Annotated in this window: 23 protein-coding genes; 15 read left to right on the top strand and 8 right to left on the bottom strand. The window is 62.0% G+C overall.

Going from position 1 to position 22,998, the window contains the following annotated elements:
- The first annotated feature begins 156 nt into the window (after window positions 1-156).
- Together hslV and hslU are read left to right on the top strand one after the other, a co-directional pair.
- A complete protein-coding gene (hslV, locus tag ACAX43_RS30295) occupies window positions 157-693 on the top strand; it encodes an ATP-dependent protease subunit HslV (RefSeq protein WP_091797221.1) in 537 nt (178 codons plus the stop codon).
- A gap of 9 nt (window positions 694-702) precedes the next feature.
- The gene (gene hslU, locus ACAX43_RS30300) at window positions 703-2,049 is read left to right on the top strand and encodes an ATP-dependent protease ATPase subunit HslU (protein WP_370712030.1); all 1,347 of its coding nucleotides are present in this window, start codon (window positions 703-705) and stop codon (window positions 2,047-2,049) included.
- 153 nt (window positions 2,050-2,202) lie between these two features.
- On the opposite strand, the gene ACAX43_RS30305 is transcribed toward hslU, so the two are convergent.
- Window positions 2,203-2,745 (bottom strand): response regulator transcription factor, encoded by a 543-nt coding sequence (locus ACAX43_RS30305; protein ID WP_370712031.1) that lies wholly within the window; start codon window positions 2,743-2,745, stop codon window positions 2,203-2,205.
- Window positions 2,742-4,052 (bottom strand): ATP-binding protein, encoded by a 1,311-nt coding sequence (locus ACAX43_RS30310; protein ID WP_370712032.1) that lies wholly within the window; start codon window positions 4,050-4,052, stop codon window positions 2,742-2,744. Before ACAX43_RS30310 ends, ACAX43_RS30305 begins: the two co-directional genes overlap by 4 nt.
- Window positions 4,053-4,181: 129 nt before the next feature.
- Here ACAX43_RS30310 and ACAX43_RS30315 point away from each other — a divergent pair, with 129 nt between their 5' ends.
- Window positions 4,182-5,816 (top strand): tetratricopeptide repeat protein, encoded by a 1,635-nt coding sequence (locus tag ACAX43_RS30315; RefSeq protein WP_370712033.1) that lies wholly within the window; start codon window positions 4,182-4,184, stop codon window positions 5,814-5,816.
- Window positions 5,817-5,841: 25 nt separating this feature from the next.
- Here ACAX43_RS30315 and ACAX43_RS30320 read toward each other — a convergent pair whose 3' ends face one another.
- Window positions 5,842-6,066 carry a cysteine-rich CWC family protein gene (locus ACAX43_RS30320; protein WP_370712034.1) on the bottom strand — a complete coding sequence of 75 codons (225 nt, stop codon included), beginning with the start codon at window positions 6,064-6,066 and terminating at the stop codon, window positions 5,842-5,844.
- Window positions 6,067-6,331: 265 nt separating this feature from the next.
- Here ACAX43_RS30320 and argB point away from each other — a divergent pair, with 265 nt between their 5' ends.
- The 12 genes from argB to ACAX43_RS30380 all read left to right on the top strand — a co-directional run bounded on the left by argB (window position 6,332) and on the right by ACAX43_RS30380 (window position 17,495).
- Window positions 6,332-7,231, top strand: a complete 900-nt coding sequence (argB, locus tag ACAX43_RS30325) for an acetylglutamate kinase (RefSeq protein ID WP_007179687.1) — start codon at window positions 6,332-6,334, stop codon at window positions 7,229-7,231.
- A 209-nt stretch (window positions 7,232-7,440) separates the two neighbouring features.
- On the top strand, window positions 7,441-8,244 hold the full coding sequence (locus ACAX43_RS30330; protein ID WP_370712035.1) for a pyrimidine 5'-nucleotidase: 804 nt from the start codon (window positions 7,441-7,443) through the stop codon (window positions 8,242-8,244).
- Window positions 8,211-8,882: a nucleoid occlusion factor SlmA gene (slmA, locus tag ACAX43_RS30335; protein WP_370712036.1), complete on the top strand. Its 672-nt coding sequence runs from the start codon at window positions 8,211-8,213 to the stop codon at window positions 8,880-8,882. Before ACAX43_RS30330 ends, slmA begins: the two co-directional genes overlap by 34 nt.
- A 285-nt stretch (window positions 8,883-9,167) precedes the next feature.
- Window positions 9,168-10,313 (top strand): homoserine O-acetyltransferase, encoded by a 1,146-nt coding sequence (locus ACAX43_RS30340; RefSeq protein ID WP_370712037.1) that lies wholly within the window; start codon window positions 9,168-9,170, stop codon window positions 10,311-10,313.
- On the top strand, window positions 10,310-10,918 hold the full coding sequence (gene metW / locus ACAX43_RS30345) for a methionine biosynthesis protein MetW (protein WP_325044186.1): 609 nt from the start codon (window positions 10,310-10,312) through the stop codon (window positions 10,916-10,918). The genes ACAX43_RS30340 and metW overlap by 4 nt, the downstream gene beginning before the upstream one ends.
- 14 nt (window positions 10,919-10,932) lie before the next feature.
- Window positions 10,933-12,327, top strand: a complete 1,395-nt coding sequence (locus tag ACAX43_RS30350; protein ID WP_370712038.1) for an AmpG family muropeptide MFS transporter — start codon at window positions 10,933-10,935, stop codon at window positions 12,325-12,327.
- A 23-nt stretch (window positions 12,328-12,350) separates the two neighbouring features.
- Window positions 12,351-13,595, top strand: a complete 1,245-nt coding sequence (locus ACAX43_RS30355) for a M48 family metalloprotease (protein ID WP_370712096.1) — start codon at window positions 12,351-12,353, stop codon at window positions 13,593-13,595.
- A gap of 384 nt (window positions 13,596-13,979) precedes the next feature.
- Window positions 13,980-14,339: a DUF3304 domain-containing protein gene (locus tag ACAX43_RS30360; protein ID WP_370712097.1), complete on the top strand. Its 360-nt coding sequence runs from the start codon at window positions 13,980-13,982 to the stop codon at window positions 14,337-14,339.
- Between the two features lie 140 nt (window positions 14,340-14,479).
- Complete coding sequence (locus tag ACAX43_RS30365; protein ID WP_370712039.1) at window positions 14,480-14,845, top strand: DUF3304 domain-containing protein; 366 nt, start codon at window positions 14,480-14,482, stop codon at window positions 14,843-14,845.
- 23 nt (window positions 14,846-14,868) lie between these two features.
- Entirely contained in the window at window positions 14,869-15,351 is a 483-nt protein-coding gene (locus ACAX43_RS30370; RefSeq protein WP_370712040.1) for a DUF3304 domain-containing protein, read from the top strand.
- A gap of 23 nt (window positions 15,352-15,374) precedes the next feature.
- Window positions 15,375-15,857, top strand: coding sequence for a DUF3304 domain-containing protein (locus ACAX43_RS30375; RefSeq protein WP_370712041.1), 483 nt, complete (start codon window positions 15,375-15,377; stop codon window positions 15,855-15,857).
- Window positions 15,858-15,878: 21 nt separating this feature from the next.
- A complete protein-coding gene (locus ACAX43_RS30380; RefSeq protein WP_370712042.1) occupies window positions 15,879-17,495 on the top strand; it encodes a DUF2235 domain-containing protein in 1,617 nt (538 codons plus the stop codon).
- Window positions 17,496-17,591: 96 nt separating this feature from the next.
- Here ACAX43_RS30380 and ACAX43_RS30385 read toward each other — a convergent pair whose 3' ends face one another.
- The 5 genes from ACAX43_RS30385 to gatC form a co-directional block, all read right to left on the bottom strand.
- Window positions 17,592-18,371 carry an exodeoxyribonuclease III gene (locus ACAX43_RS30385; protein ID WP_370712043.1) on the bottom strand — a complete coding sequence of 260 codons (780 nt, stop codon included), beginning with the start codon at window positions 18,369-18,371 and terminating at the stop codon, window positions 17,592-17,594.
- Between the two features lie 53 nt (window positions 18,372-18,424).
- Window positions 18,425-19,264, bottom strand: a complete 840-nt coding sequence (locus tag ACAX43_RS30390; RefSeq protein ID WP_370712044.1) for a PPK2 family polyphosphate kinase — start codon at window positions 19,262-19,264, stop codon at window positions 18,425-18,427.
- A gap of 144 nt (window positions 19,265-19,408) precedes the next feature.
- Window positions 19,409-20,884, bottom strand: coding sequence for an Asp-tRNA(Asn)/Glu-tRNA(Gln) amidotransferase subunit GatB (gene gatB / locus ACAX43_RS30395; protein WP_370712045.1), 1,476 nt, complete (start codon window positions 20,882-20,884; stop codon window positions 19,409-19,411).
- Between the two features lie 5 nt (window positions 20,885-20,889).
- Window positions 20,890-22,377: an Asp-tRNA(Asn)/Glu-tRNA(Gln) amidotransferase subunit GatA gene (gene gatA, locus ACAX43_RS30400; protein ID WP_370712046.1), complete on the bottom strand. Its 1,488-nt coding sequence runs from the start codon at window positions 22,375-22,377 to the stop codon at window positions 20,890-20,892.
- Between the two features lie 30 nt (window positions 22,378-22,407).
- Window positions 22,408-22,707 (bottom strand): Asp-tRNA(Asn)/Glu-tRNA(Gln) amidotransferase subunit GatC, encoded by a 300-nt coding sequence (gene gatC / locus ACAX43_RS30405; RefSeq protein WP_063494470.1) that lies wholly within the window; start codon window positions 22,705-22,707, stop codon window positions 22,408-22,410.
- Between the last annotated feature and the right edge of the window lie 291 nt (window positions 22,708-22,998).

The raw sequence follows: 22,998 nt of genomic DNA on the forward strand, positions 1-22,998 counted from the left end.
GATATGACCGCGCACGCCCTAAAATAAGTCGAACATGCGTTGCACGAGCGCGCGCCGACCGGTTGATCGTTTCAGCGTTGCGCGCCGTCCGCTTGCAGGATTCATGCGGTGGCGCTGCGCCACCGCGTCCTACCCGTTTTGCAAAGAGGAACGCATATGGAGCAATTTCACGGCACGACGATCGTCTCCGTACGTCGGGGCGACAAGGTCGCGCTCGGCGGCGACGGCCAGGTAACGCTGGGCAACATCGTCATGAAAGGCGGTGCGAAGAAAGTCCGGCGCATCTATAACGGCAAGGTGCTGGTCGGCTTCGCCGGCGGCACGGCCGACGCCTTCTCGCTGCTCGACCGCTTCGAAGCAAAGCTGGAAAAACATCAGGGCAACCTGACGCGCGCCGCGGTCGAACTCGCTAAAGACTGGCGTACCGACCGCATGCTGCGTCGTCTCGAAGCGATGCTGATCGCCGCGGACGCCACCACGACTCTCGTCATTACCGGTAACGGCGACGTGCTCGATCCGGAAGGCGGCATCTGCGCGATCGGTTCGGGCGGCGCCTATGCGCAGGCCGCCGCGAAGGCGCTCGCCGACAACACCGAGATGTCGCCCCGCGAGATCGTGGAGAAGTCGTTGGAGATTGCCGGCGACATGTGCATCTATACGAACCATAACCGCGTCATCGAGACGATCGAGTAAGGACCCACGATGAGCACCATGACCCCTGCCGAGATCGTCTCGGAACTCGACAAGCACATCATCGGCCAAGGCCGCGCAAAGAAAGCGGTTGCCGTGGCGCTGCGCAATCGCTGGCGACGTCAGCAGGTCGAAGATCCGCTGCGCCAGGAAATCACGCCGAAGAACATTCTGATGATCGGACCGACCGGCGTCGGCAAAACCGAAATCGCGCGGCGTCTGGCGAAACTGGCCGACGCGCCGTTCATCAAGATCGAAGCCACCAAGTTCACTGAGGTTGGTTACGTGGGCCGCGACGTCGACAGCATCGTGCGCGATCTGATCGAAATCTCGGTCAAGCAAACGCGCGAAACGGAAATGCGCAAAGTGCGAACCAAGGCCGAAGATCAGGCCGAAGACCGCATCCTCGACATCCTGCTGCCGAGCGCACGGCCGGTCGGCTTCGGCGCGAGCTCCAGCGCCGCGGACACCGTCGACGAAGGCAGCACCACGCGTCAGACTTTCCGCAAACGTCTGCGCGAAGGCCTGCTCGACGACAAGGAAATCGAACTCGACGTCGAACAACCGCAAGCCGGTATGGACATCATGGGGCCGCCGGGCATGGAAGACATGACCGAGCAGATCCGTTCAATGTTCGCGAACATCGGCGGTGGCAAGAAAACGCGCCGCAAGCTGAAGGTGAAGGAAGCGCTGAAAGTCCTCACGGACGAAGAAGCCGGCAAGATGCTCAACGACGAAGAGGTGAAAGCCAAGGCGGTGCAGAACGTCGAGCAGAACGGCATCGTGTTTCTCGACGAAATCGACAAGATCGCATCGCGCAACGAAGCAGGCGGTGGGGAAGTGTCGCGTCAGGGCGTGCAGCGCGATCTGCTGCCGCTCGTCGAAGGCACCACGATCAACACCAAGTACGGCATGGTGAAGACCGACCACATTCTGTTTATCGCGAGCGGCGCATTTCACCTGGCCAAGCCAAGCGATCTGATTCCGGAGCTGCAAGGCCGTTTCCCGATTCGGGTCGAGCTGGATTCACTGTCGGTGGGCGATTTCGAATCGATCCTGGTATCGACCGACGCGAGCCTCGTCAAGCAATACCAGGCACTGCTGGCCACCGAAGACGTCCACCTCGAATTCGCCGACGACGGCATTCGCCGCATGGCTGAAATCGCGTACTCGGTCAACGAGAAGACCGAAAACATCGGCGCACGCCGCCTTTACACAGTGATCGAAAAACTGCTCGAAGATGTCTCGTTCGCAGCGGGCAATCATTCGGGCACGACGGTGCAGATCGACGCGGCGTATGTCGATCGCGCGCTGAACGAAGTGGCGGACGACGAGGATCTATCGCGCTACGTGCTGTGATCTCGATGCCGACGTTGATGTCGCGTTAAAAAAACGCGTCTCGCCAGGTGCCGATCATGCGTGAGGCGTAAAAAAACGGGCTGTCTTGAGAAAGACAGCCCGTTTTGCTTTCCGGCCCGCAAGCGCAAGCAGGACCCATGCAGGACGCAGCGCTTACTGCTTGACCGGCCGCTTCGCCAACTTGCGCTGCAGCGTTCGACGATGCATGTTCAACGCACGCGCAGTCGCTGAAATATTGCCGCCGTGCTCCGCGAGGACGCGTTGAATATGCTCCCACTCCAGACGCGCAACCGACAACGGCATGGGATGCTCGATCGCCTCTTCGGCTTGCAGCGCGCTCGCTTCGCTTTGCAGCGCCGACAAGATCGTTTCGACATTAGCGGGCTTCGCCAGGTAGTTATCCGCCCCGTCTTTCACCGCCTGCACCGCCGTGGCGATACTTGCATAGCCGGTCAACACCAGCATGCGCGCGTCAGGCTGCAGATCGCGCAGCGGCGCGACGAGCGTAAGGCCGGAGTCGTTGCCGAGATGCAGGTCCACCGTGATCTGGCTGAACTTCTGCTGATTCGCCAACTTGATCGCCTCGTCAGCGTTGTGCGCTTCGGCCACCGTATAACCGCGCCGCGTCAGCCCGCGGGCGAGGATGCCGGAGAACACCTCATCGTCGTCAATCACCAGAAAATTCATATCGCTCATGCCTGTTTCTCCGTGTTGGACGGCGCGGTGCCTTGACGGCCCGCGCCGGATAATTTGCGCGCCGCAAGCGGCAGTCCCAGCACTGCGCGCGTGCCACGCGGTTTGATCTCACTGACATCGGTCAACTCGATCGATCCCTTCAGACGTGCCGCGGCCGAAAATGCCAGATACAGGCCCACGCCGTGTCCGCCCTGGGTGCTGTCGACCGGCATCGTGCCGAGCGACCCGCGTAACGCGGCCGGAATACCGGGACCCGCGTCGCACACTTCGAATACGATCTGGTCGCCGCGAGCGGTGAGCACGCAGGACAACGTTACGTGATCGCGACTCGCACGCGCGGCGTTGTCGAGCAGAATCGTGAGGATCTGACTGACGGCAACCGTATCGTCAAGACTCACATCCGCGGGCGGCACATCGATCTGCTTGAACTTCACATGCGGATGACGCAAGCGCCACTGCTCGCCGAACGACTCGAGCCATTCACTGACCTTCTGCCGGTTGGTGGTCGTCGATGCACGGCTGCGCAGTCGCGCAAGCGCCGAAGTACATAGCGTCATTTGCTGTTCAAGCAACTCCAGATCGGCGCTGTAGGGCGCGAGCCCCTTATCGGTTCGTGCCGCGTCACGCAATTCTTCGGACAACATTGCAATTGTAGACAGCGGCGTGCCAATTTCGTGCGCGACAGTCGCGGCCTGCACACCGAGTGCGACGGCACGTTCATCGTGAAGCAAGCGCTGCTGCGCGTCTCCGAGCGCTGTGTCACGTAGCCGCAGCGCGCGTGACATGCGCGCGACGAACCACGCAATCAAGCCGACGCTGACCATGAAGTTCACCCACATGCCGGCGCGATAGTATTCGAACAGACTGGCCGGATTGTCGAGATTCAGCGGCACCGAATCGAACCCGAGCACGGCGTAGCAGGCCACCGCGAACGCGGCGAGCCACGCCATCAGATGCCACGGCAACACGGCTGCGGCGATGGCGAGCGATGGAAGGTACAGCGAAACAAATGGATTGGTGGTGCCACCGGAGAGGAACAACAGCGCCGACAACGCGCCGAGATCGACCCAGAGTTGGCCGAACAGTTCGAGATTGGACTCGGGCCGCTGCTGGGAGACACGCCACCACGTAAGTCCGTTGAAGATCACTTCGAGCGCGATCACAAGCAGTATTGCCGGCAACGGCAAGTGCACGCCGATGAAGGTCTGCACGAACGCGATCGTCATCAACTGGCCGATGATGGCGAGGCTGCGTAGCCAGAACAGATGACCGAGGTTGACCCGGCCGGTGTTGGTTATACGATGCATGACTTTAGTTTAACTGTTCGGACTAGTCCGACTTACCTTGAGACCGCGTGCCGGTAACATGGCATTTTTGCGACAGCGTCGCTCGGGCCGATCAATCAGAATCGGTTATTGCGCCGCCCCAACTCATCCATGCTGCCTACCTCTGACAACGAGACGCCCGCCTCGTCAGCTTTCCTGAACTTTCTGCGACATGCCGCCGCAGCCCGGCAAAACGGCACGGACGCCGAGGCTAGCTGGCTCGATGCCGCTGCACAAGTCCATCCACTCGACGACGACTCGATCGAATCGCTCTTTACTACTTTGCTCGAACAGCATCGTCACGACGACGCGATCGAACTCGCCGCAATTATTGCCCAACTCGCGCCCCGCCGCGCTCTTGCACACTTCCGGTTCGGCTACGCGTTGCAGATGGCAAACCGACATAGCGAGGCAATCGCGCCATATCGTCGCGCACTTGCAATCGATCCGAAACTGCCGCGGTTGCGCAACAATCTCGCTGGAGCGCTCACGATCACCGGCGGCGACCTGAACGAACAGCTCGCACTATTGGAAAGCGCGATTCATGACGAACCCGGCCAAGGCGACGCGTGGATCAATCTCGCCCATGCAAGCCGCGTCAATTTGAATCTGCCGCGCGCGCTCGAAGCCGGCGCCCAAGCCATGCAATGCGCACCGCATAGCTCGCTGGCGCATAACAACTATGCGCTGGCGTTGCGTGAAACGCAACGCTGGGACGAGGCAGAGCAAGCCGCGCAAACAGCCGTTGCACTGGCGCCCAACGACGCGACCATGCGCTCCAATCTCGCCATGCTGCAGCTCATGCGAGGCGATTACGCGCACGGCTGGCACGCCCATGAAGCGCGCTGGGAAGGTTCTTTAGAACTGGGCGGCAACCGCCCGGCAATGCCGGCGCCCACCTGGCGAGGTGAACCGCTCGCCGGCAAAACGCTGCTTGTGTGGGGCGAACAAGGCATGGGCGATGTCTTGCAGTTCAGCCGCTATATCCCGCTGCTGGCCGAGCGCGTTCATCGCGAGGACGGCCGTCTCGTCTGGAATTCATTTCCGCAGATGGGCGCGCTGCTCGCTCGCAGCCTTGGCGATCATGTCGACAATTATTCGGCCGGGGGCGGCGTCGAATCCCTGCCGCCGTTCGACTACGAGATTCCGCTACTGAGCCTGCCTTTGATCTTCGACACGCGCGAAGAGACGATCCCCGCTACGACGCCCTATTTGCATGCGGACGCCGCAGCCATTGAGTCATGGCAACAGAGGCTGGCCGGAGAAACGAGGCTCAAAGTCGGATTGACATGGACCGGCAGCCCCGGCCATCAACGCAATCCATTCCGGCGGGTGGGTTGGGAACGCTACGCGACGCATTTCGGCGGTATGCAAGACGTGGCGTTCTATTCGCTACAGCCGGGCGCAGAGGCGGACGTTACAGCCGCGCGTGCAGCCCGCCTGCCGATGACCGACTACACGGCCGGGTTCGCCACTTTCGACGACACGGCCGCGTTTGTCAGCGCGCTCGATCTGGTCATCACGGTTTGCACGTCCGCGGCGCATCTGAGTGGTGCGCTCGGCCAGCGCACATGGGTGATGCTCGACGTCAATCCGCATTGGGTCTGGCTGCTCGACCGGCGCGACAGCCCTTGGTACCCGAGCGCGACGCTATACCGGCAGCCACGGTTCGGCCAATGGGATTCGGCGCTGGAAGCTGTTGCACGTGATCTGGGCTCGCTTGCGGTCCAGCACCGCGCGGCATAGATCACCAACACGGCGCGCCCGGCATTCAAGGTGAACCGCCGCCCGGCCTCGCGTGTGCCGCTCGTGCGATTTCCGCGGCGAGACATTCAGGACACAGGCAGCGGCCAGCCGGGTCGAGCCTGTCTGCCGGCATTGCCGGCATCTCCCGGCACCAGCAGTCGAATGGCACTCCATGCATGGCGCAATCGAATGCATGGCCACAGCGCGGGCAAAGCGCGCTGCTCCGGGAGCGGGAGGCGGACGGTTTCATGACGGGCAGAATGATCTCGCTTCAGCCTGGATCAGGAAATGATGCCACGTCTGGCGAGCCTCGGTGAGTCGTCCGTTCGGCCAATTCACGGGCACGACCCAATGCCGGTACGCTTGATTGTCGGTCGCCCCTTGCGGCCGTTCATTGCGCAGTGCGCAAAGCGCGCGCCGCCCGCCGTCGGCGCCGGTGTCGAAAACCCTGTTGCACCGCGCCAGTCCTGTACAATTCGCCCTGTTTTAACCGTTCCGTGCCTGAGCCTGCCGCCATGTCCGAGCTTCCCGACCTTTCGCAGATCGCGCCCACCCTGAAGGCTGAAATCCTGGCCGAGGCGCTGCCTTACATTCGTCAATATCACGGTAAGACCGTGGTCATCAAATACGGCGGCAACGCCATGACGGAAGAGCGCCTGAAGCAGGGCTTCGCGCGCGACGTGATTCTGCTGAAGCTGGTCGGCATCAATCCGGTCATCGTGCACGGCGGCGGTCCGCAGATCGACCAGGCGCTGAAGAAAATCGGCAAGCAGGGCACGTTCATTCAGGGCATGCGCGTCACCGACGAAGAAACGATGGAAGTCGTCGAATGGGTGCTCGGCGGCGAGGTGCAGCAGGACATCGTCACGCTGATCAACCATTTCGGCGGCCACGCGGTCGGCCTGACCGGCAAAGACGGCGGTCTGATCCACGCGCGCAAGATGCTGATGCCGGACCGCGACAATCCGGGCCAGTACGTCGATATCGGCCAGGTGGGCGAAGTCGAGGCAATCAATCCGGCGGTCGTGAAGGCACTGCAGGACGACGCGTTCATTCCGGTGATCTCGCCGATCGGTTTCGGTGAAGACGGGCTGTCATACAACATCAACGCGGATCTGGTGGCGGGCAAACTGGCGGTCGTGCTGAACGCCGAAAAGCTCGTGATGATGACCAATATCCCCGGCGTGATGGACAAAGAAGGCAACCTGCTGACCGATCTGTCGGCGCGCGAAATCGACGGCCTGTTCGCAGACGGCACGATCTCCGGCGGCATGCTGCCGAAAATCTCGTCGGCGCTGGATGCAGCGAAGAGCGGCGTGCGTTCGGTGCACATCATCGACGGCCGCATCGAGCACTCGGTGCTGCTGGAGATTCTCACCGAACAACCGTTCGGCACGATGATCCGCTCGCATTGATCCCTGCCCCAAACCCGGCACGCACGGTACGCCAACCCGGCGTGCCTGGTGTGCCGTGCAGACGCGCTGCCGGTATCTCTAACGGCCCGCGGCGCGCCACCCTCTGGCGCAAACACGTTCTCCCCTCTATTGCCGCCGCCGCGTGCGCCGCGAACCGTCCGCGTTTGCTGCGTGAAGCGACGGCTCGCGCCTGAACGGCGTCCTCCATCATGCGTACCCCCACTTCCCGACGCCGTCGTCCACACATCGCTGGTGGCCGTCCGGTCTGGCTGTTCGATCTCGACAACACGCTGCATCACGCCTCGCACGCGATCTTCCCGGCGATCAATCAGGGGATGACGCAGTACATCATCGACACGCTGGGCGTCGAAATCGCCGAGGCCAACCGTCTGCGCACCGGCTACACGCAACGCTACGGCGCGGCACTGCTCGGTCTGACGCGCCACCATCCGCTCGACGGGAACGACTTCCTGAAAGTCGTGCACACGTTTCCCGATCTTGGCTCGATGATCCGCCACGAGCGCGGCGTCGCGCGCCTCGTCGCGGCGCTGCCGGGCCGCAAAATCGTGCTGACCAATGCGCCCGAGGCTTACGCGCGCGCGGTGCTCGCGGAGCTGGGCATCGAACGCCTGTTCGAGCAGGTGATTGCGATCGAGCACATGCGCGATCGCCGCCGCTGGCGCGCCAAACCCGATCACGCGATGTTGCGCCGGGCGATGCGCGACGCGCACGTATCGCTCAAAGACGTGATCCTCGTCGAAGACACACGCTCGCATCTGAAGAACTACCGGCGGCTCGGCATCCGCACCGTGTGGATCACCGGCCATCTGCCGCGCAAACCGCACGCGGACGGCGTGCCGACGCGGTTGCCGGGCACCGGCAGGCCGCACTATGTCGATCGAAGCATTCGTTCGTTAAAATCGCTACGACTGGGCACCCGCTCGGTTCGATTGAAGGGACAGCAGACGGGGCAACAGCCATGCAGCCGATCGACAAGCCTGACGAAGCCGTAGCCGAACACGAACCCGCTCCGCGTGCGACGCGCCTGAAGCCGGGCGAGCGCCGCGTGCACATCCTGCAGACGCTCGCCACGATGCTGGAGGCGCCGAAGAGCGAGAAAATCACCACTGCGGCGCTTGCCGCCAGGCTTGGCGTATCGGAAGCCGCGTTGTACCGGCATTTCGCCAGCAAGGCGCAAATGTTCGAAGGGCTAATTGAGTTCATCGAGCAAACCATCTTTGGCCTGATCAACCAGATCGCCGACAAGGAAAGCAACGGCGTGCTGCAGGCCCGCGCGATCGCGCTGATGCTGCTTAACTTCCCCGCGAAAAATCCCGGCATGACGCGCGTTCTGACGTGCGAGGCGCTGGTCGGCGAGCATGAACGTCTGACCGAACGCGTCAATCAGATGCTGGAGCGGGTCGAGGCGTCGTTGAAACAGTGTTTGCGGCTCGCTCAAATGGACGCGAACGCTACCGACAACACAAACGCCCACGCGGCCATGACGCTACCCATCGGTTACGATCCCGCGATTCGCGCGAGCCTCTTACTGAGCTACATCATCGGCCGCTGGCACAGGTATGTGCGCAGCGGCTTTGCGCGACCGCCCGCCGAACACGCCGACGCACAACTGCTGCTGATCCTTCAGTAGTCCGCGCGGTCCACGAGCGCGCAGAGGCGTCCACGACGCTGCCGCGTGAAATTTTCCGCTATACTTTGCGCCTGACTGCAGCCCCCAGATGCACTGAAGGCCGCTCTCCAGAACACCTCCACGCGCCGATTTGCTGACTCGATTGCGGGCGCGCGAACTACCGGGAACGTTTCCCGCGGTTCACTATAAATGCGGCTAAAGAGGTCGTCAGCTGCGCACACTGTTTCTCCTCCGTGCCTCGCCGACGCCATCTAGCCGCCCTGTATTTGTTAAATGGCGGAATGAATGGAATCGATCGGTATCGTCGCTCCCCAAAAAATGCATTTCACCGCGCCGCTGCAGCTGCAGAACGGCAGCTCGCTGGCCGGTTACGACCTGATGGTCGAGACCTACGGCGCGCTGAACGCCGCGCGCAGCAATGCCGTGCTGGTGTGTCACGCGCTCAACGCCTCACACCACGTGGCGGGTATGTACGCGGACAACCCCAAGGACGTCGGCTGGTGGGACAACATGGTCGGTCCGGGCAAACCGCTCGACACCAACACGTTCTTCGTGATCGGCGTGAACAACCTGGGCTCGTGCTTCGGCTCGACCGGGCCGATGAGCATTGATCCGTCAACGGGCAACCCATACGGCGCGACCTTTCCTGTCGTGACGGTCGAAGACTGGGTCAACGCTCAGGCGCGCGTCGCCGATGAGTTCGGCATCACGCGTTTCGCCGCGGTGATGGGCGGCAGCCTCGGCGGCATGCAGGCGCTCGCGTGGAGCATGATGTATCCGGAGCGGGTCGGCCATTGCATCGTGGTCGCGTCCACGCCAAAGCTCTCGGCGCAGAACATCGCATTTAACGAGGTGGCGCGCTCGGCGATCCTGTCGGACCCCGACTTCCACGGCGGCAACTACTACGCGCACAACGTAAAGCCGAAGCGCGGCTTGCGCGTGGCACGCATGATCGGCCACATCACGTATCTGTCGGACGACGACATGGCCGAGAAATTCGGCCGTTCGTTGCGCCGCGCGGAAGGCGCGTTGGACGCGTACAACTTCAACTTCGACGTGGAATTCGAGGTGGAGTCGTATCTGCGCTACCAGGGCGACAAATTCGCCGATTATTTCGACGCGAACACGTATCTGCTGATCACCCGCGCGCTCGACTATTTCGATCCGGCCAAAGCCTTCGACGGCGATCTGACCGCCGCCCTCGCGCACACCACGGCGAAATATCTGATCGCCAGCTTCTCGACCGACTGGCGTTTCGCGCCGGCCCGCTCACGCGAACTGGTGAAAGCGCTGCTCGACCACAAGCGCACGGTGACTTACGCGGAAATCGACGCGCCGCACGGCCATGACGCCTTCCTTCTCGACGACGCGCGCTATCACAACCTGATGCGCGCCTATTACGAACGTATTGCGAACGAGGTGAACGCATGAACCAGCGAGCACTCGATTACCTGGCGCTGCGCCCTGACTTCCGCGCGATCGCCCGCTGGGTCGAACCGCGCGCCACCGTGCTCGACCTCGGCTGCGGCGACGGGTCGCTGCTGTCGCTGTTGACCGAAGAACTGGACGTGCAGGGCTACGGCATCGAAATCAACGACGCCGGCGTGCTGGCGTCGACGCAAAACGGCGTCAACGTGATCCAGCAGAATCTGGAAGACGGCCTGCGTCTTTTCGAGGACGGCAGCTTCGACTTCGCGGTTCTGTCGCAAACACTGCAAACCATCCATCAGACCGCCGCGATCCTGCGCGAAACGGTACGAGTGGGCAAGGAATGCATCGTATCGTTCCCGAATTTCGGCTACTGGGCGCACCGGCTTTCCGTGCTGCAGGGTCGCATGCCGGTGTCGAAGTCGCTGCCTTATCAGTGGCACAACACGCCGAACGTGCGGGTGCTGACCATCAAGGATTTCGAGGCGCTGGCGCCGGAAGTCGGCATTGAAATTCTCGACCGCGTGGTGCTGCACGACGGCCAGGTGGTGCGGTGGGGCGTGAACTGGCGTGGTAGTCTTGCGGTCTATCGCGTCAAGAAAAGCTAACCCCACTTATCCACATGTCGAACCCGCCGCACGAGGCGCCTGCACTTTCCGCTCACGAAGAACATCCCGGCTGGCGCGCGTTTCTGAATACGCGCATGCTGATCTGCGTCTTTCTCGGCTTTACGTCGGGACTGCCGCTGTTCACGCTCGTCTATCTGGTGCAGGCGTGGCTACGCTCCGAAGGCGTCAATCTGAAGGAAATCGGCCTCTTTGCGCTGATTCAGTTCCCGTACACCTGGAAATTCATCTGGGCGCCGCTGATGGATCGCTACGTGCCGCGTTTTCCGGGCTGGCGTCCGGGCAGACGGCGCGGGTGGATGCTGGTCACGCAGATTCTGGTGGCGGGCGCGATCGCGACGTTAGGCTTTGTGTCGCCGCGCGAGTCAATCTGGACGGTGGCGGCTTTGACAGCGCTGGTCGCGTTCTTCGGCGCGAGCCAGGACATCGTGATCGACGCCTACCGGCGTGAGTTGTTGAGCGATACGCAACAAGGTCTCGGCAATGCAGTGCATGTGAACGCGTACAAGATCGCCGCGCTGGTGCCGGGGTCGCTCGCGCTGATTCTGTCCGACCATCTGCCGTGGACCACTGTTTTTATCGTCACCGCCGCATTCATGCTGCCGGGCATGATCATGACGCTGGTGGTGAGCGAACCCGCGGTGCACGGCACGCCGCCGAAGAATCTGCGCGAAGCCATCGTCCAGCCGTTCACAGAGTTCATTCAACGCGATGGCTGGCGCGGTGCGCTGTTCGTGCTCGGCTTCATCTTCCTGTACAAGCTCGGCGACACGATGGCGACCACGCTGTCCACGTCGTTCTTTCTCGACATCGGCTTTTCGCGCACGCAGATCGGCGTGATCGCCAAGACCACCGCATTCGGCGCGAGTCTGGCGGGCGGAATTGTCGGCGGCATCTGGCTGATGAAGGTCGGCATTGGTCGCGGGCTGTGGATCTTCGGCATCCTGCAGATGGTCTCGACGCTCGGCTTTGCGTGGCTTGCGCATCTTGGTCCGGCTTCGCCTGGACTTGCCGTGATTTACGACATCGCCGTCTGGCTGAGCCAGGGCACATCAACGCTGCTGGCGCTGATCGGCGTCGATTGGACCGTGCAGCTCGATCCGCGCTCGGTCGCGCTGGCGTTGGTCTACGGCCTGGAAACCTTCGCGACCGGTCTGACGATGGCGGCCTTCACCGCGTATATCGCCAGCACGACAGACCCGCGCTACACCGCCACGCAGTTCGCGCTTTTCACGAGCCTCGCTTCGGTGCCGCGCACGTTGGCGTCGGCGGCGAGCGGCTATGTGGTCGCGCGAATCGGCTGGTTCGACTACTTCCTCGCATGTACCGCGTTGGGGCTGCCCGGCATGCTGCTTCTGCTGCGCATCGCGCCTTGGAGAACCCGGCCGTGACGGCGCTTCAGTCAAAGCGCGTGATGCGCCCGAATCCGGATGCCTGCCGGATTGCGCCGCTCAAGGCCAGCCGCGCGGTGCTGCGTGCAGCGTTGGCGCTCGGTTGCGCGAGCCTGACGTTGACAGCGCCGTTGCGCGCGTCCGCGACGGCTATGCCGGCGGTCGGCACCAATGCAGCGGCGCCCGCGCCTGCGCCCGTCACGGCGCCGGCGGCCAGGTCGGCACCGGGCGCGGCAAGCCCCGAGAACGCGACATCGGCGGCGCCCGGCGCGAACAGCGCAACAAGCCCCGGCAGCGCGCCTGCGGCTCTCACGCCGCCTGCCTCGCCAGCGCAGCCGGTCACAGCCAAAACGCCCGCGCCTACCTCGACTCCGGCCGCCGCCGCAAAAGCACCTGCAGCGACCTCAACGCCCACCGCAACCACCGCCGCGCTGGCCTCCCCGTCTTACAGTAGTCCGAACACGCAGCTGCGCTACGGCGGCTATCTGGTGTTCCGCAACCTGATCCCATCGCCGATGCTCGAGGCCCAAGCCGCCGAAGAGTTCAACCAGATCGCGTACGGCGCGGAGCACGCGAACCGCCTTTACGGCGATACCGACGCCCACGTCACACGCGTGCGTTCGATCGTCGACAAGCTGATCCCGTACTCGTTGAAGTGGAACGAGCGGGCCAAAGGCTGGAAATGGGATGTGGCCGTGGTGCGCTCGCCCCATGTCCGCATTTACTGCCTGCCGGGCGGCAAGATCGTCGTGTATGGCGGCCTGCTCGACCGCGCGCGCCTGAACGACAACGAACTCGGCATGCTGATCGGTCATGAGATCGCGCACGCGCTGCGTGAGCATGCGCGCGAGCGGCTCGGCGAGCTACAGGCTAGCCAGCTCGACTCATCCGGCACGATCCCGCAGCTCTTCGGTCTCGCCGATCTCGGCGCAGCGCCGCTCGGCATCGGTTCGCGGTTGCTGGAAATGAAGTACGAGAACACCGACGAAACCGAAGCCGACGTGATCGGCAGCGATATTGCCTCACGCGCCGGCTTCGATCCGCGCGCGGCGGTCACGCTGTGGGACAAGCTGGCGTCGGCGACGCGCAGCGATCGCGACCAAGGCTTCATCTACGTGCATCCGTACACGCCGGCACGCCGCGAGGACATCATCAAGCGCCTGCCGGATATGCTGCCGCTCTATGCGAAGGCCATCGGCAAAACGGTGGATGCGCTGCCGGACTATGCCGGCATGGGGCGCCCGCGCCGCACCACGTCGCGAAATTGACGGCAATAGCTGGCTTCATCGCGAGTCCGCCCTGGATTCTCGCGCGTTCCCCTCATCCCTATCCCGCATTCGCTATCACGCTGACGTGGTTCATCAGCTTAATAAGATAGCCGATATTGAAAACGGCTTAAATTCCTGCCGACAAAGGTAGCGCGAAGAGACCCTCTCTCCGCGCACAGCGGATCCTTGTTGCCTGCACGGTTGCCACAGCAGGCAAACGCTCGGAGACCGTCCGCTTCGACTACAACAGGAACAGCCGGCATGAAACCGACTTCTTTCCGTTTGACAAGCCTCGCTGCGTGCGCACTGGTCACGCTGTCGGCGTGTGCGGGGTCCGCCGCACTGCCGGATGATCCGTTTGCATCTGGCGGAAGCGCCATGGCGATGGTGCCCGTTAATCATACGGACCGCTACGCAATGAACATCTTCATCGACAAGTATTGGGCGGGCAATGTGACCAGACATGCCGGAGGAGGCGCGGCCGCCTGCTGTTATCCCGGCCTTGCTAACTGGAGCCAGCCGGTGGCAGTCACATGGACATGGGGCACAGCAGAAAATCCAGAGACCAAAGCTATCACGAAACCTCGCGAACAGCGCACTGTTGTAGCCCGCTTCCCAGCAGGTGGCCCACCCAGCGACCCCGATCCAAACAGGGACGACGCCTACGTCTGCGTGATTCTGCGCGATCTCAACACGGCCGAACTGGCGTTTTCGCCGTCCGCTTCGGGCTGTGCCGATAAATAACTCACTTCAGGAGAAAAGCCTGCATGAAACCGACCTCTTTCCGTTTGACAAGCCTCGCTGCGTGCGCGGTGGCCACGCTCTCGGCATGTGCCGGGTCCGCCGCACTGCCGGATGATCCGTTTGCATCTGGCGGAAGCGCCATGGCGATGGTGCCCATCAATCATACGGACCGCTATGCCGCCGACATCTTCGTCGACAAATACTGGGCGGGCAATGTGACCAGACACGCCGGAGGAGGCGCGGCCGCCTGCTGTTATCCCGGCCTTGCTAACTGGAGCCAGCCGGTAACAGTCACATGGATTTGGGGTTGGGAAGAGGACCCCCAAACAAAGGCCGTTACGAAGCCCGACGAAAAACATACCGTCGTGGCTCACTTCCCCGCAGATGGCCCGCACAGCGACCCCGATCCGAACAGGGATGACGCCTACGTCTGCGTGATTCTGCGCGATCTCAACACGGCCGAACTGGCGTTTTCGCCGTCCGCTTCGGGCTGTGCCGATAAATAACTCACTTCAGGAGAAAAGCCTGCATGAAACCGACCTCTTTCCGTTTGACAAGCCTCGCTGCGTGCGCGGTGGCCACGCTCTCGGCATGTGCCGGGTCCGCCGCACTGCCGGATGATCCGTTTGCATCTGGCGGAAGCGCCATGGCGATGGTGCCCATCAATCATACGGACCGCTATGCCGCCGACATCTTCGTCGACAAATACTGGGCGGGCAATGTGACCAGACACGCCGGAGGAGGCGCGGCCGCCTGCTGTTATCCCGGCCTTGCTAACTGGAGCCAGCCGGTAACAGTCACATGGATTTGGGGTTGGGAAGAGGACCCCCAAACAAAGGCCGTTACGAAGCCCGACGAAAAACATACCGTCGTGGCTCACTTCCCCGCAGATGGCCCACACAGCGACCCCGACCCGAACAGGGACGACGCCTACGTCTGCGTGATTCTGCGCGACCTCAACACGGCCGAACTGGCGTTTTCGCCTTCCAGATCGGGCTGTGCCGATAGATAACTCACTTCAGGAGAACAGGCTGCATGAAACCGACCTCGTTCCGTTTGACAAGCCTCGCTGCGTGCGCGGTGGTCACGCTCTCGGCATGTGCCGGGTCCGCCGCACTGCCGGATGATCCGTTTGCATCTGGCGGAAGCGCCATGGCGATGGTGCCCATCAATCATACGGACCGCTACGCAATGAACATCTTCATCGACAAGTATTGGGCGGGAAATGTGACCAGACATGCTGGAGGAGGAGCGGCCGCCTGCTGTTATCCCGGCCTTGCCGACTGGAGCCAGCCGGTGGCAGTCACATGGACATGGGGCACAGAAGAAAATCCAGAGACCAAAGCCATCACGAAACCTCGCGAACAGCGCACTGTTGTAGCCCGCTTCCCAGCAGGTGGCCCACACAGCGACCCCGATCCAAACAGGGACGACGCCTACGTCTGCGTGATTCTGCGCGACCTCAATACGGCCGAACTGGCGTTTTCGCCTTCCAGATCGGGCTGTGCCGATAGATAACTCACTTCCACAGGAAAACTGATGACTGTTCGCCTGGCCAGTGCGCCAATCACCGACAAAGAAATTGACAGCGCTGCCATTCAAGGCGCAGAAAAGCGCCTCAAGGAACTGTTCGCGTCGTCCAACAAGGACGGACCGTACACGTATATGGACGCCAAGTGCCGCCTATATCCTAAGCTGTCGTTCTTCTTTGACGGGACCAACAACAATCTGGAGCGCGATCTACCGCTCAACAGACATTCGAACATTGCCAAGCTCTTCGGTGCAGCCGTCGATGACCGACAACGGCTTGGGTCTTCGCCAACGTACATCTCCGGCGTCGGGACGCCCTTCCGAATCAAAAAAGTAGCCGGCTATACCGACACCCTCGAAGACGACCCGGGAGGCGTGCGAGGACTCGGACTGGGCGCAGGTGGCGACCTGCGCATCAAGTTCGCGCTTGCCGAGTTTTCCCGCATTCTCGAACGCGAATGGGGCGCGGCTGCATGGAAGTGCATGCAGTTCATCAAGGTCGCCATCTTCGGGTTCTCGCGCGGCGCGACAGAAGCACGCGCCTTCGTGCGCCGGTTGATCGACATGAAGAGCGAACGCACGGACAGCGGCCTGATCTGGCTCGCCCCGAACGGCGAGCGCGTGCCACTGCGCATCAATTTCATGGGCCTGTTCGATACGGTTGCATCAGTCGGCGGCCCCGCCCTGCATCTCGACTGGGCATCAGAGCTGGCGATTCCGCCTGAGGTGGAACGGTGCGTGCATTACGTCTCGGCGCACGAAGTACGCCAGGCATTTCCGCTCGATTCGGTGCGCGTGGGACGCAAGTACCCCGCCAACTGCGAGGAGGTGGTGTACCCGGGCGTGCATTCGGACGTTGGCGGTGGCTATGCGCCCGACGAACAGGGCCGTAGTAGTGACCTAGCACGCATTCCGTTGCGTCATATGCTGGCCGATGCCCTGCGTGCCGGTGTGCCGATGCAGTTGCCACGGCAGTTGGACCTGGATATGCGCACTGACTACGCACTCGATGACGACAACCCGGTATTGAGCCTATACCAGAACTACATGGCCGCCTTGCCGGAAGCGACCGGCGACGACCTCGAATCCTTGATTCACGCCCACCGCCGCCTGAATTTCCGCTGGCGCGGCACGCTTGCACGGCAGCGTTCCGATCTACGCGTGCTTGGCCAGCTCTACAACAAAGTCAGCCGGACCGTCTGCGCAAGCGTGCCGCCTGCTACGGATCAGGACCATCCGCCCTGCCAACCCAACACATGGGTGTACGACGTGCCTGCCCAGCCCGAGGCGCAAGCAAAACAGTTACTGGGCGAACAACGGCGACTCGTGCAGCGGATCGCATTTCTGCGCAATCCAATCGAACCTCGTCACGCTGATCGCGATTGGCCACCACCACGGCCACGCCCGTTGACCGATTACGAGAAATTGATCCTCTCGTCGTGGGACGATTCGAGTGAAATTCCTCCCGCAGTCGATAGCCTGCTGGCCGAGTACGTACACGACTCGGTCGCCGCCTTCACCTCCTGGCCGTGCGCACTGCATGACCCACGTGGCGTGTACTGCGACGGGCAAAAGTACTATGCACACTCGCCGGACGTTGATAGCGGCGCCGCGGCGAGCGCATAAACAGGGCCCGGAGGAACTGCGAGGAAAGGCCGCTATCGGTACATCGGGCAAGCACGGCATCGCCTGCGCACTTTTCGTCCCGGTGTACCTGTATTGCTAGCTCACCACGCTGTGGTCGTAATCGACCGTCAGCGGCGCATGGTCGCTGAACTTGATATCGCGGAACACGTCGGTGCGTTTCGCCTTGCTCGCGATACCCTGCGTCGCGATCTGATAATCGATCCGCCACCCCACGTTCTTGGCATACGCCTGACCGCGATTGCTCCACCACGTGTACTGTTCCGGCCGCTGATCGAGCGTGCGAAACACGTCGACGTAGCCCACTTCGTCGAACAGTCTGGTCAGCCATTCGCGCTCTTCCGGCAGACAACCTGAGTTCTTCTGGTTGCTCTTCCAGTTCTTGATGTCGATCTCTTTGTGGACGATGTTCACGTCGCCGCACACGATCACTTCGCGCTCCTGGGACAGTTCCGCAAGATGCGGCATGAACTCGTCCATGAAACGGAACTTGGCCTGCTGGCGTTCTTCGCCGCTCGACCCCGACGGCACGTAGACCGAGATGACCGACAGTTTGCCGAAACGCAGTTCGACATAGCGCCCTTCCGGATCGAATTCCTCGCTGCCGAAGCCGATCACCACTTCATCAGGCTCATGACGGGTATACACGCCCGCGCCGCTATAGCCCTTCTTCACCGCATGCTGGAAATACCCGGTGTAATCGTGCGGCGCCATGAATTCGGGCGTCATATCGTCCTGCGAGCATTTGATTTCCTGCACGCACAACACGTCGGCTTTCTGTTCGCCGAACCATTCGAAAAAGCCCTTCTTCGCCGCTGAGCGGATGCCGTTCAGGTTGGCGGTAATCACACGCAACATGTCGTTCCTTTTATGTTCGATTCGTTGTGAGAGCAAAGAGCGAAGGCAAAGGGTCACTCGACCTTGATGCCCTTCAGCGATTCTTTAGCCGGAGGATATTCGAGCTTCAGCGCGTCGAACGTGCGCAGCAGCAACTCGGCGACCATCACATTTCGATGGGTCTTCGAATCGGCCGGAATCACATACCACGGCGCGTAATCCGTCGAAGTCGCGGCCAGCGCGTCGCGATACGCTGCCTGATATTTGTCCCACTGCTTGCGGGCTTCGAGATCGGCGACGTCGAATTTCCAGTGCTTGCTCGGATCGTCGATACGCGCTTGCAAACGCGCGCGCTGCTCGTCTTTCGAAATGTGCAGCATGCATTTGACGACGGTCGTACCACAGCAGGCCAGCAGCGCTTCGAACTGGCGAATATGGCAGCAGCGCCGCTCGAATGCTTCGGCATCCAGGTTGCCGAGCACGCGTGGCACCAGCAGATCTTCGTAGTGACTGCGGTTGAAGATCGTCAGTTCGCCGGCTGCGGGCGCTTGCGCATGCACGCGCCACAAAAAATCATGGGCCAATTCGACAGGCGTCGGCGCCTTGAACGGCACGATACGCAAACCAAGCGGATCGACTTCATGAAACACGGCGCGGATCGTACCGTCCTTGCCGCTGGTGTCCATGCCTTGCAGCACCAGCAACACCCGACGCTTCTGCTGCGCGTGCAGGCACTCCTGCAACGTATCGAGCCTCGCGCCGATTTCCGACAATCTCGCGCGGTCGGAATCTTTCGAGCCCGTCGAAAAAGGCTTGGCGCCCGGATCGAAAGCGTCGAGCGAGAATTTGCTGTTCTTTTTGCCTTCGTCGAAATACGGTACGCGGAAATCGTCGAGGCCGGGTTGCTTCGCCATTCACACACTCCGTGATCTGCGTTTAAACGTACCCGCAAAATGAAACGGGCCGTTGCCCCACTTTCGTTTCCGGCAACAGCCCGTGATGACTGAAGCTCGCGCTTCAACCGTGTTTTTTCAACTGCGCTTCAGCTTGGCTTCAACTCAGGAGAGCTTCTTCTTCAGCAGTTCGTTCACCTGCGCCGGATTCGCCTTGCCCTTGGTCGCTTTCATCGCCTGGCCGATCAGCGCGTTGAACGCCTTTTCCTTGCCGGCGCGGAATTCCTCAACCGACTTCTGGTTCGCGGCGAGTACTTCGTCGATGATCGCTTCCAGCTCGCCGGTGTCCGAAATCTGCTTCAAACCCTTCGCCTCGATGATGCGATCGGCAGCGGCTTCGTCGGTGGCCTTCTCTTCCCAGATCGCGAGGAAAATTTCCTTGGCGATCTTGTTGGAAATCGTGCCGTCGGCGATACGTTGCAACAGCAGCGCGAGTTGCGCGGAGGACACCGGGCTATCGGCGAAATCGACGCCTTCGCGATTCAGTTGCGACGACACTTCGCCCATCAGCCAGTTAGCCGCGACCTTCGCCTGCGCCGGGCCGACCTTGAGCACAACCGCTTCGTAGTACGCAGCCATGGCCTTGCTCGACGTCAGTACGTTGGCGTCGTACGGCGTCAGGCCGTATTGCGACACGAAGCGCCGTTGAATCGCTTCCGGCAGTTCCGGCATCTCGCTCTTCACGCGCTCGACCCATGCCGCGTCGATTACCAGCGGCATCAGATCGGGATCGGGGAAATAGCGGTAATCGTGCGCGTCTTCCTTGCTGCGCATGGAGCGCGTTTCGCGCTTGTCCGGGTCGTACAGACGCGTTTCCTGCACCACCGTGCCACCGTCTTCGATCAATTCGATCTGACGGCGCACTTCGTACTGGATGGCTTCTTCGAGGAAGCGAAACGAGTTCAGGTTCTTGATCTCGGCACGCGTGCCGAATTCCGCCTGACCGACCGGCCGCACCGACACGTTCGCATCGCAACGGAACGAGCCTTCCTGCATGTTGCCGTCGCAGATGCCGAGCCACGTGACCAGCGTGTGCAGCGTCTTCGCATACGCAACCGCTTCCGCCGCGCTGCGCATTTCCGGCTCGGTGACGATTTCGAGCAGCGGCGTGCCGGCACGATTCAGATCGATGCCGGTCATGCCCGCGAAGTCTTCGTGCAGCGATTTGCCCGCGTCTTCTTCGAGGTGAGCGCGCGTCAGGTTGACGACCTTCTCGTACGCTTCCTTGCCCGCCTTTTCGTTGGCCGGGACCTGGATCGTCACCTGGCCGCCCTGCACCACGGGAATTTCGTACTGGCTGATCTGATAACCCTTCGGCAGATCGGGGTAGAAATAATTCTTACGCGCGAAGATGCTGCGCGGCGCGATTGTGGAGCCGATCGCGAGGCCGAACTGAATCGCACGCTCAACGGCGCCGCGATTCATCACCGGCAAGGAGCCCGGCAACGCGAGATCGACGGGGCACGCTTGCGTGTTGGGCGCAGCGCCGAATTGCGTGGGGGCGCCCGAAAAAATCTTCGATTGGGTCGACAGTTGCGCGTGGGTCTCCAGACCGATCACGACTTCCCATTGCTTGGTCATGGTGCTCACACTCCTGCCGGTGCTTTGCGATGCCAGTCGGTCGCGCGCTGGAACGCGTCGGCTACTTGCAGCATCCGGGCTTCATTGAAATAGTTGCCGATGATCTGCAGACCCACCGGACGCTGCGCATTCGCGCCCGCGCCGAAGCCGCACGGCACGCTCATGCCCGGCAAACCGGCGAGACTCACCGACAGCGTGTAGATGTCGGCCAGATACATCTGCACCGGATCGTCGCCCTTCGCGCCGAGGTCCCACGCCACCGACGGCGCGACCGGCCCCATGATCACGTCGCACTGCCTGAACGCTTCCTGGAAGTCCTGCGCGATGATGCGGCGAATCTTTTGGGCTTGCAGGTAGTACGCGTCGTAGTAGCCATGCGACAGCACATAGGCGCCCACCAGGATGCGGCGCTTCACTTCCGGACCGAAGCCTTCGGCACGCGACTTCTTGTACATGTCGAGCAGATCGCGGTACTCCGCGGCGCGATGGCCGAAGCGCACGCCGTCGAAACGCGACAGGTTCGACGAGGCTTCCGCCGGCGCGATCACGTAGTACACCGGGATCGAGAGCTCGGTTTTCGGCAGAGAGACTTCCACCAGCGTGGCGCCAAGCGCTTCGTATTGCTTCAAGGCGGCGTCGATCGAAGCGCGCACGTCGTCGGCAAGGCCTGCGCCGAAGTATTCCTTCGGCAGACCGATGCGCAGACCGGCGAGCGGCTTGTCCGCGCCATCTTCCTTCCACGTCTTACCGATGTAGCGCGTGAAGTCTTCGTCGTCGCGCGTGAGGCTGGTCGAATCGCGCTCGTCGAAACCGGCCATGGCGTTGAGCAGCGTCGCGCAATCCGCGGCGGTCTGCGCCATCGGGCCGCCCTGATCCAGCGACGACGCGAACGCGATCATCCCGTAACGCGACACACGGCCGTACGTCGGCTTGATGCCGGTGATGCCGGAGAACGAAGCCGGCTGACGAATCGAGCCGCCCGTATCCGTGCCGGTTGCAGCGGGTGCGAGGCGCGCCGCGACTGCAGCCGCCGAGCCACCCGACGAACCACCCGGCACAGCCTTACGATCCCACGGATTCTGCACGGGGCCAAAGTACGAATTCTCGTTGGACGAGCCCATCGCGAACTCGTCCATATTGGTCTTGCCCACACACACCATGCCGGCGTTCTGCAGGCGCGCGACCACCGTCGCATCGAACGGACTCTCGTAGTTCGACAGCATCTTCGAGCCGGCGGTGGAGCGCCAGCCCTTGGTGACGAACACGTCCTTGTGCGCGATCGGCAGGCCGACCAGCGGACCGGCGTGGCCGGTGTGAAGCAGCGCGTCGGCGGCTTTCGCCTGCACGAGCGTGAGATCGGGGTCGACCTGAATGAAGGCGTTCAGGCTGTTGGCCGCGTCGATCCGCTTCAGATACAGCTGCGCCAGTTCGACTGCGGAGCATTCCCTGGCCGCCAGTGCGGCGCGCAGTTCGGTCAAGCTTTTTTCATGCATTGCGTTTATCCTGGGCTTTATTCGCGGGTCTTACTCGATCACCTTCGGCACCAGGTACAGGCCGTCTTGCACAGCCGGCGCCGGGCGCTGGAAAGCTTCGCGGTCGACCGTTTCGGTTACCGCGTCGTCACGCAGACGCAGCGCGACGTCTTCGATCTGCTCGATCGGGTGGGCAAGCGGGGCGATGCCGGTGGTATCGACCGCCTGCATTTGCTCGACGAGGCCGAAAAAATCATTGAGCTGGGCGAGCGTGTGCTCAGCGTCGGCGTCGGCCAGTTCAAGCCGCGCGAGGTGCGCGATGCGTTTTACATCGGTCAGGGTCAGAGCCATGCTGTCACCGGAAAATGTGGTGGACCGCCGCAGCGCGGGAAAACGATGCTGCGACAGCGGGTTACGACGCTGGAGGAAGACCTCGGTAAAGGGGTCAGCGGTGGCAAAAAGTGCCGTCCGTTTCCTTCAAAACATCCAAAATTATAAGGTATCATTACGCGTTCGACCCAAACCCGGACCGACTTACCAAGGCCTTTCTGAACAATTCCCAAAGATAGTTCGGATTTTTCTGACCAGGCTTTGTACCGGCCTCCGGTAGACTCCCTCGCAGCTTCAAGTTCCTGTGGCGCC

This window comes from Paraburkholderia sp. IW21, from assembly GCF_041321145.1.
In the GTDB taxonomy this organism is placed as follows: Bacteria; Pseudomonadota; Gammaproteobacteria; order Burkholderiales; family Burkholderiaceae; genus Paraburkholderia.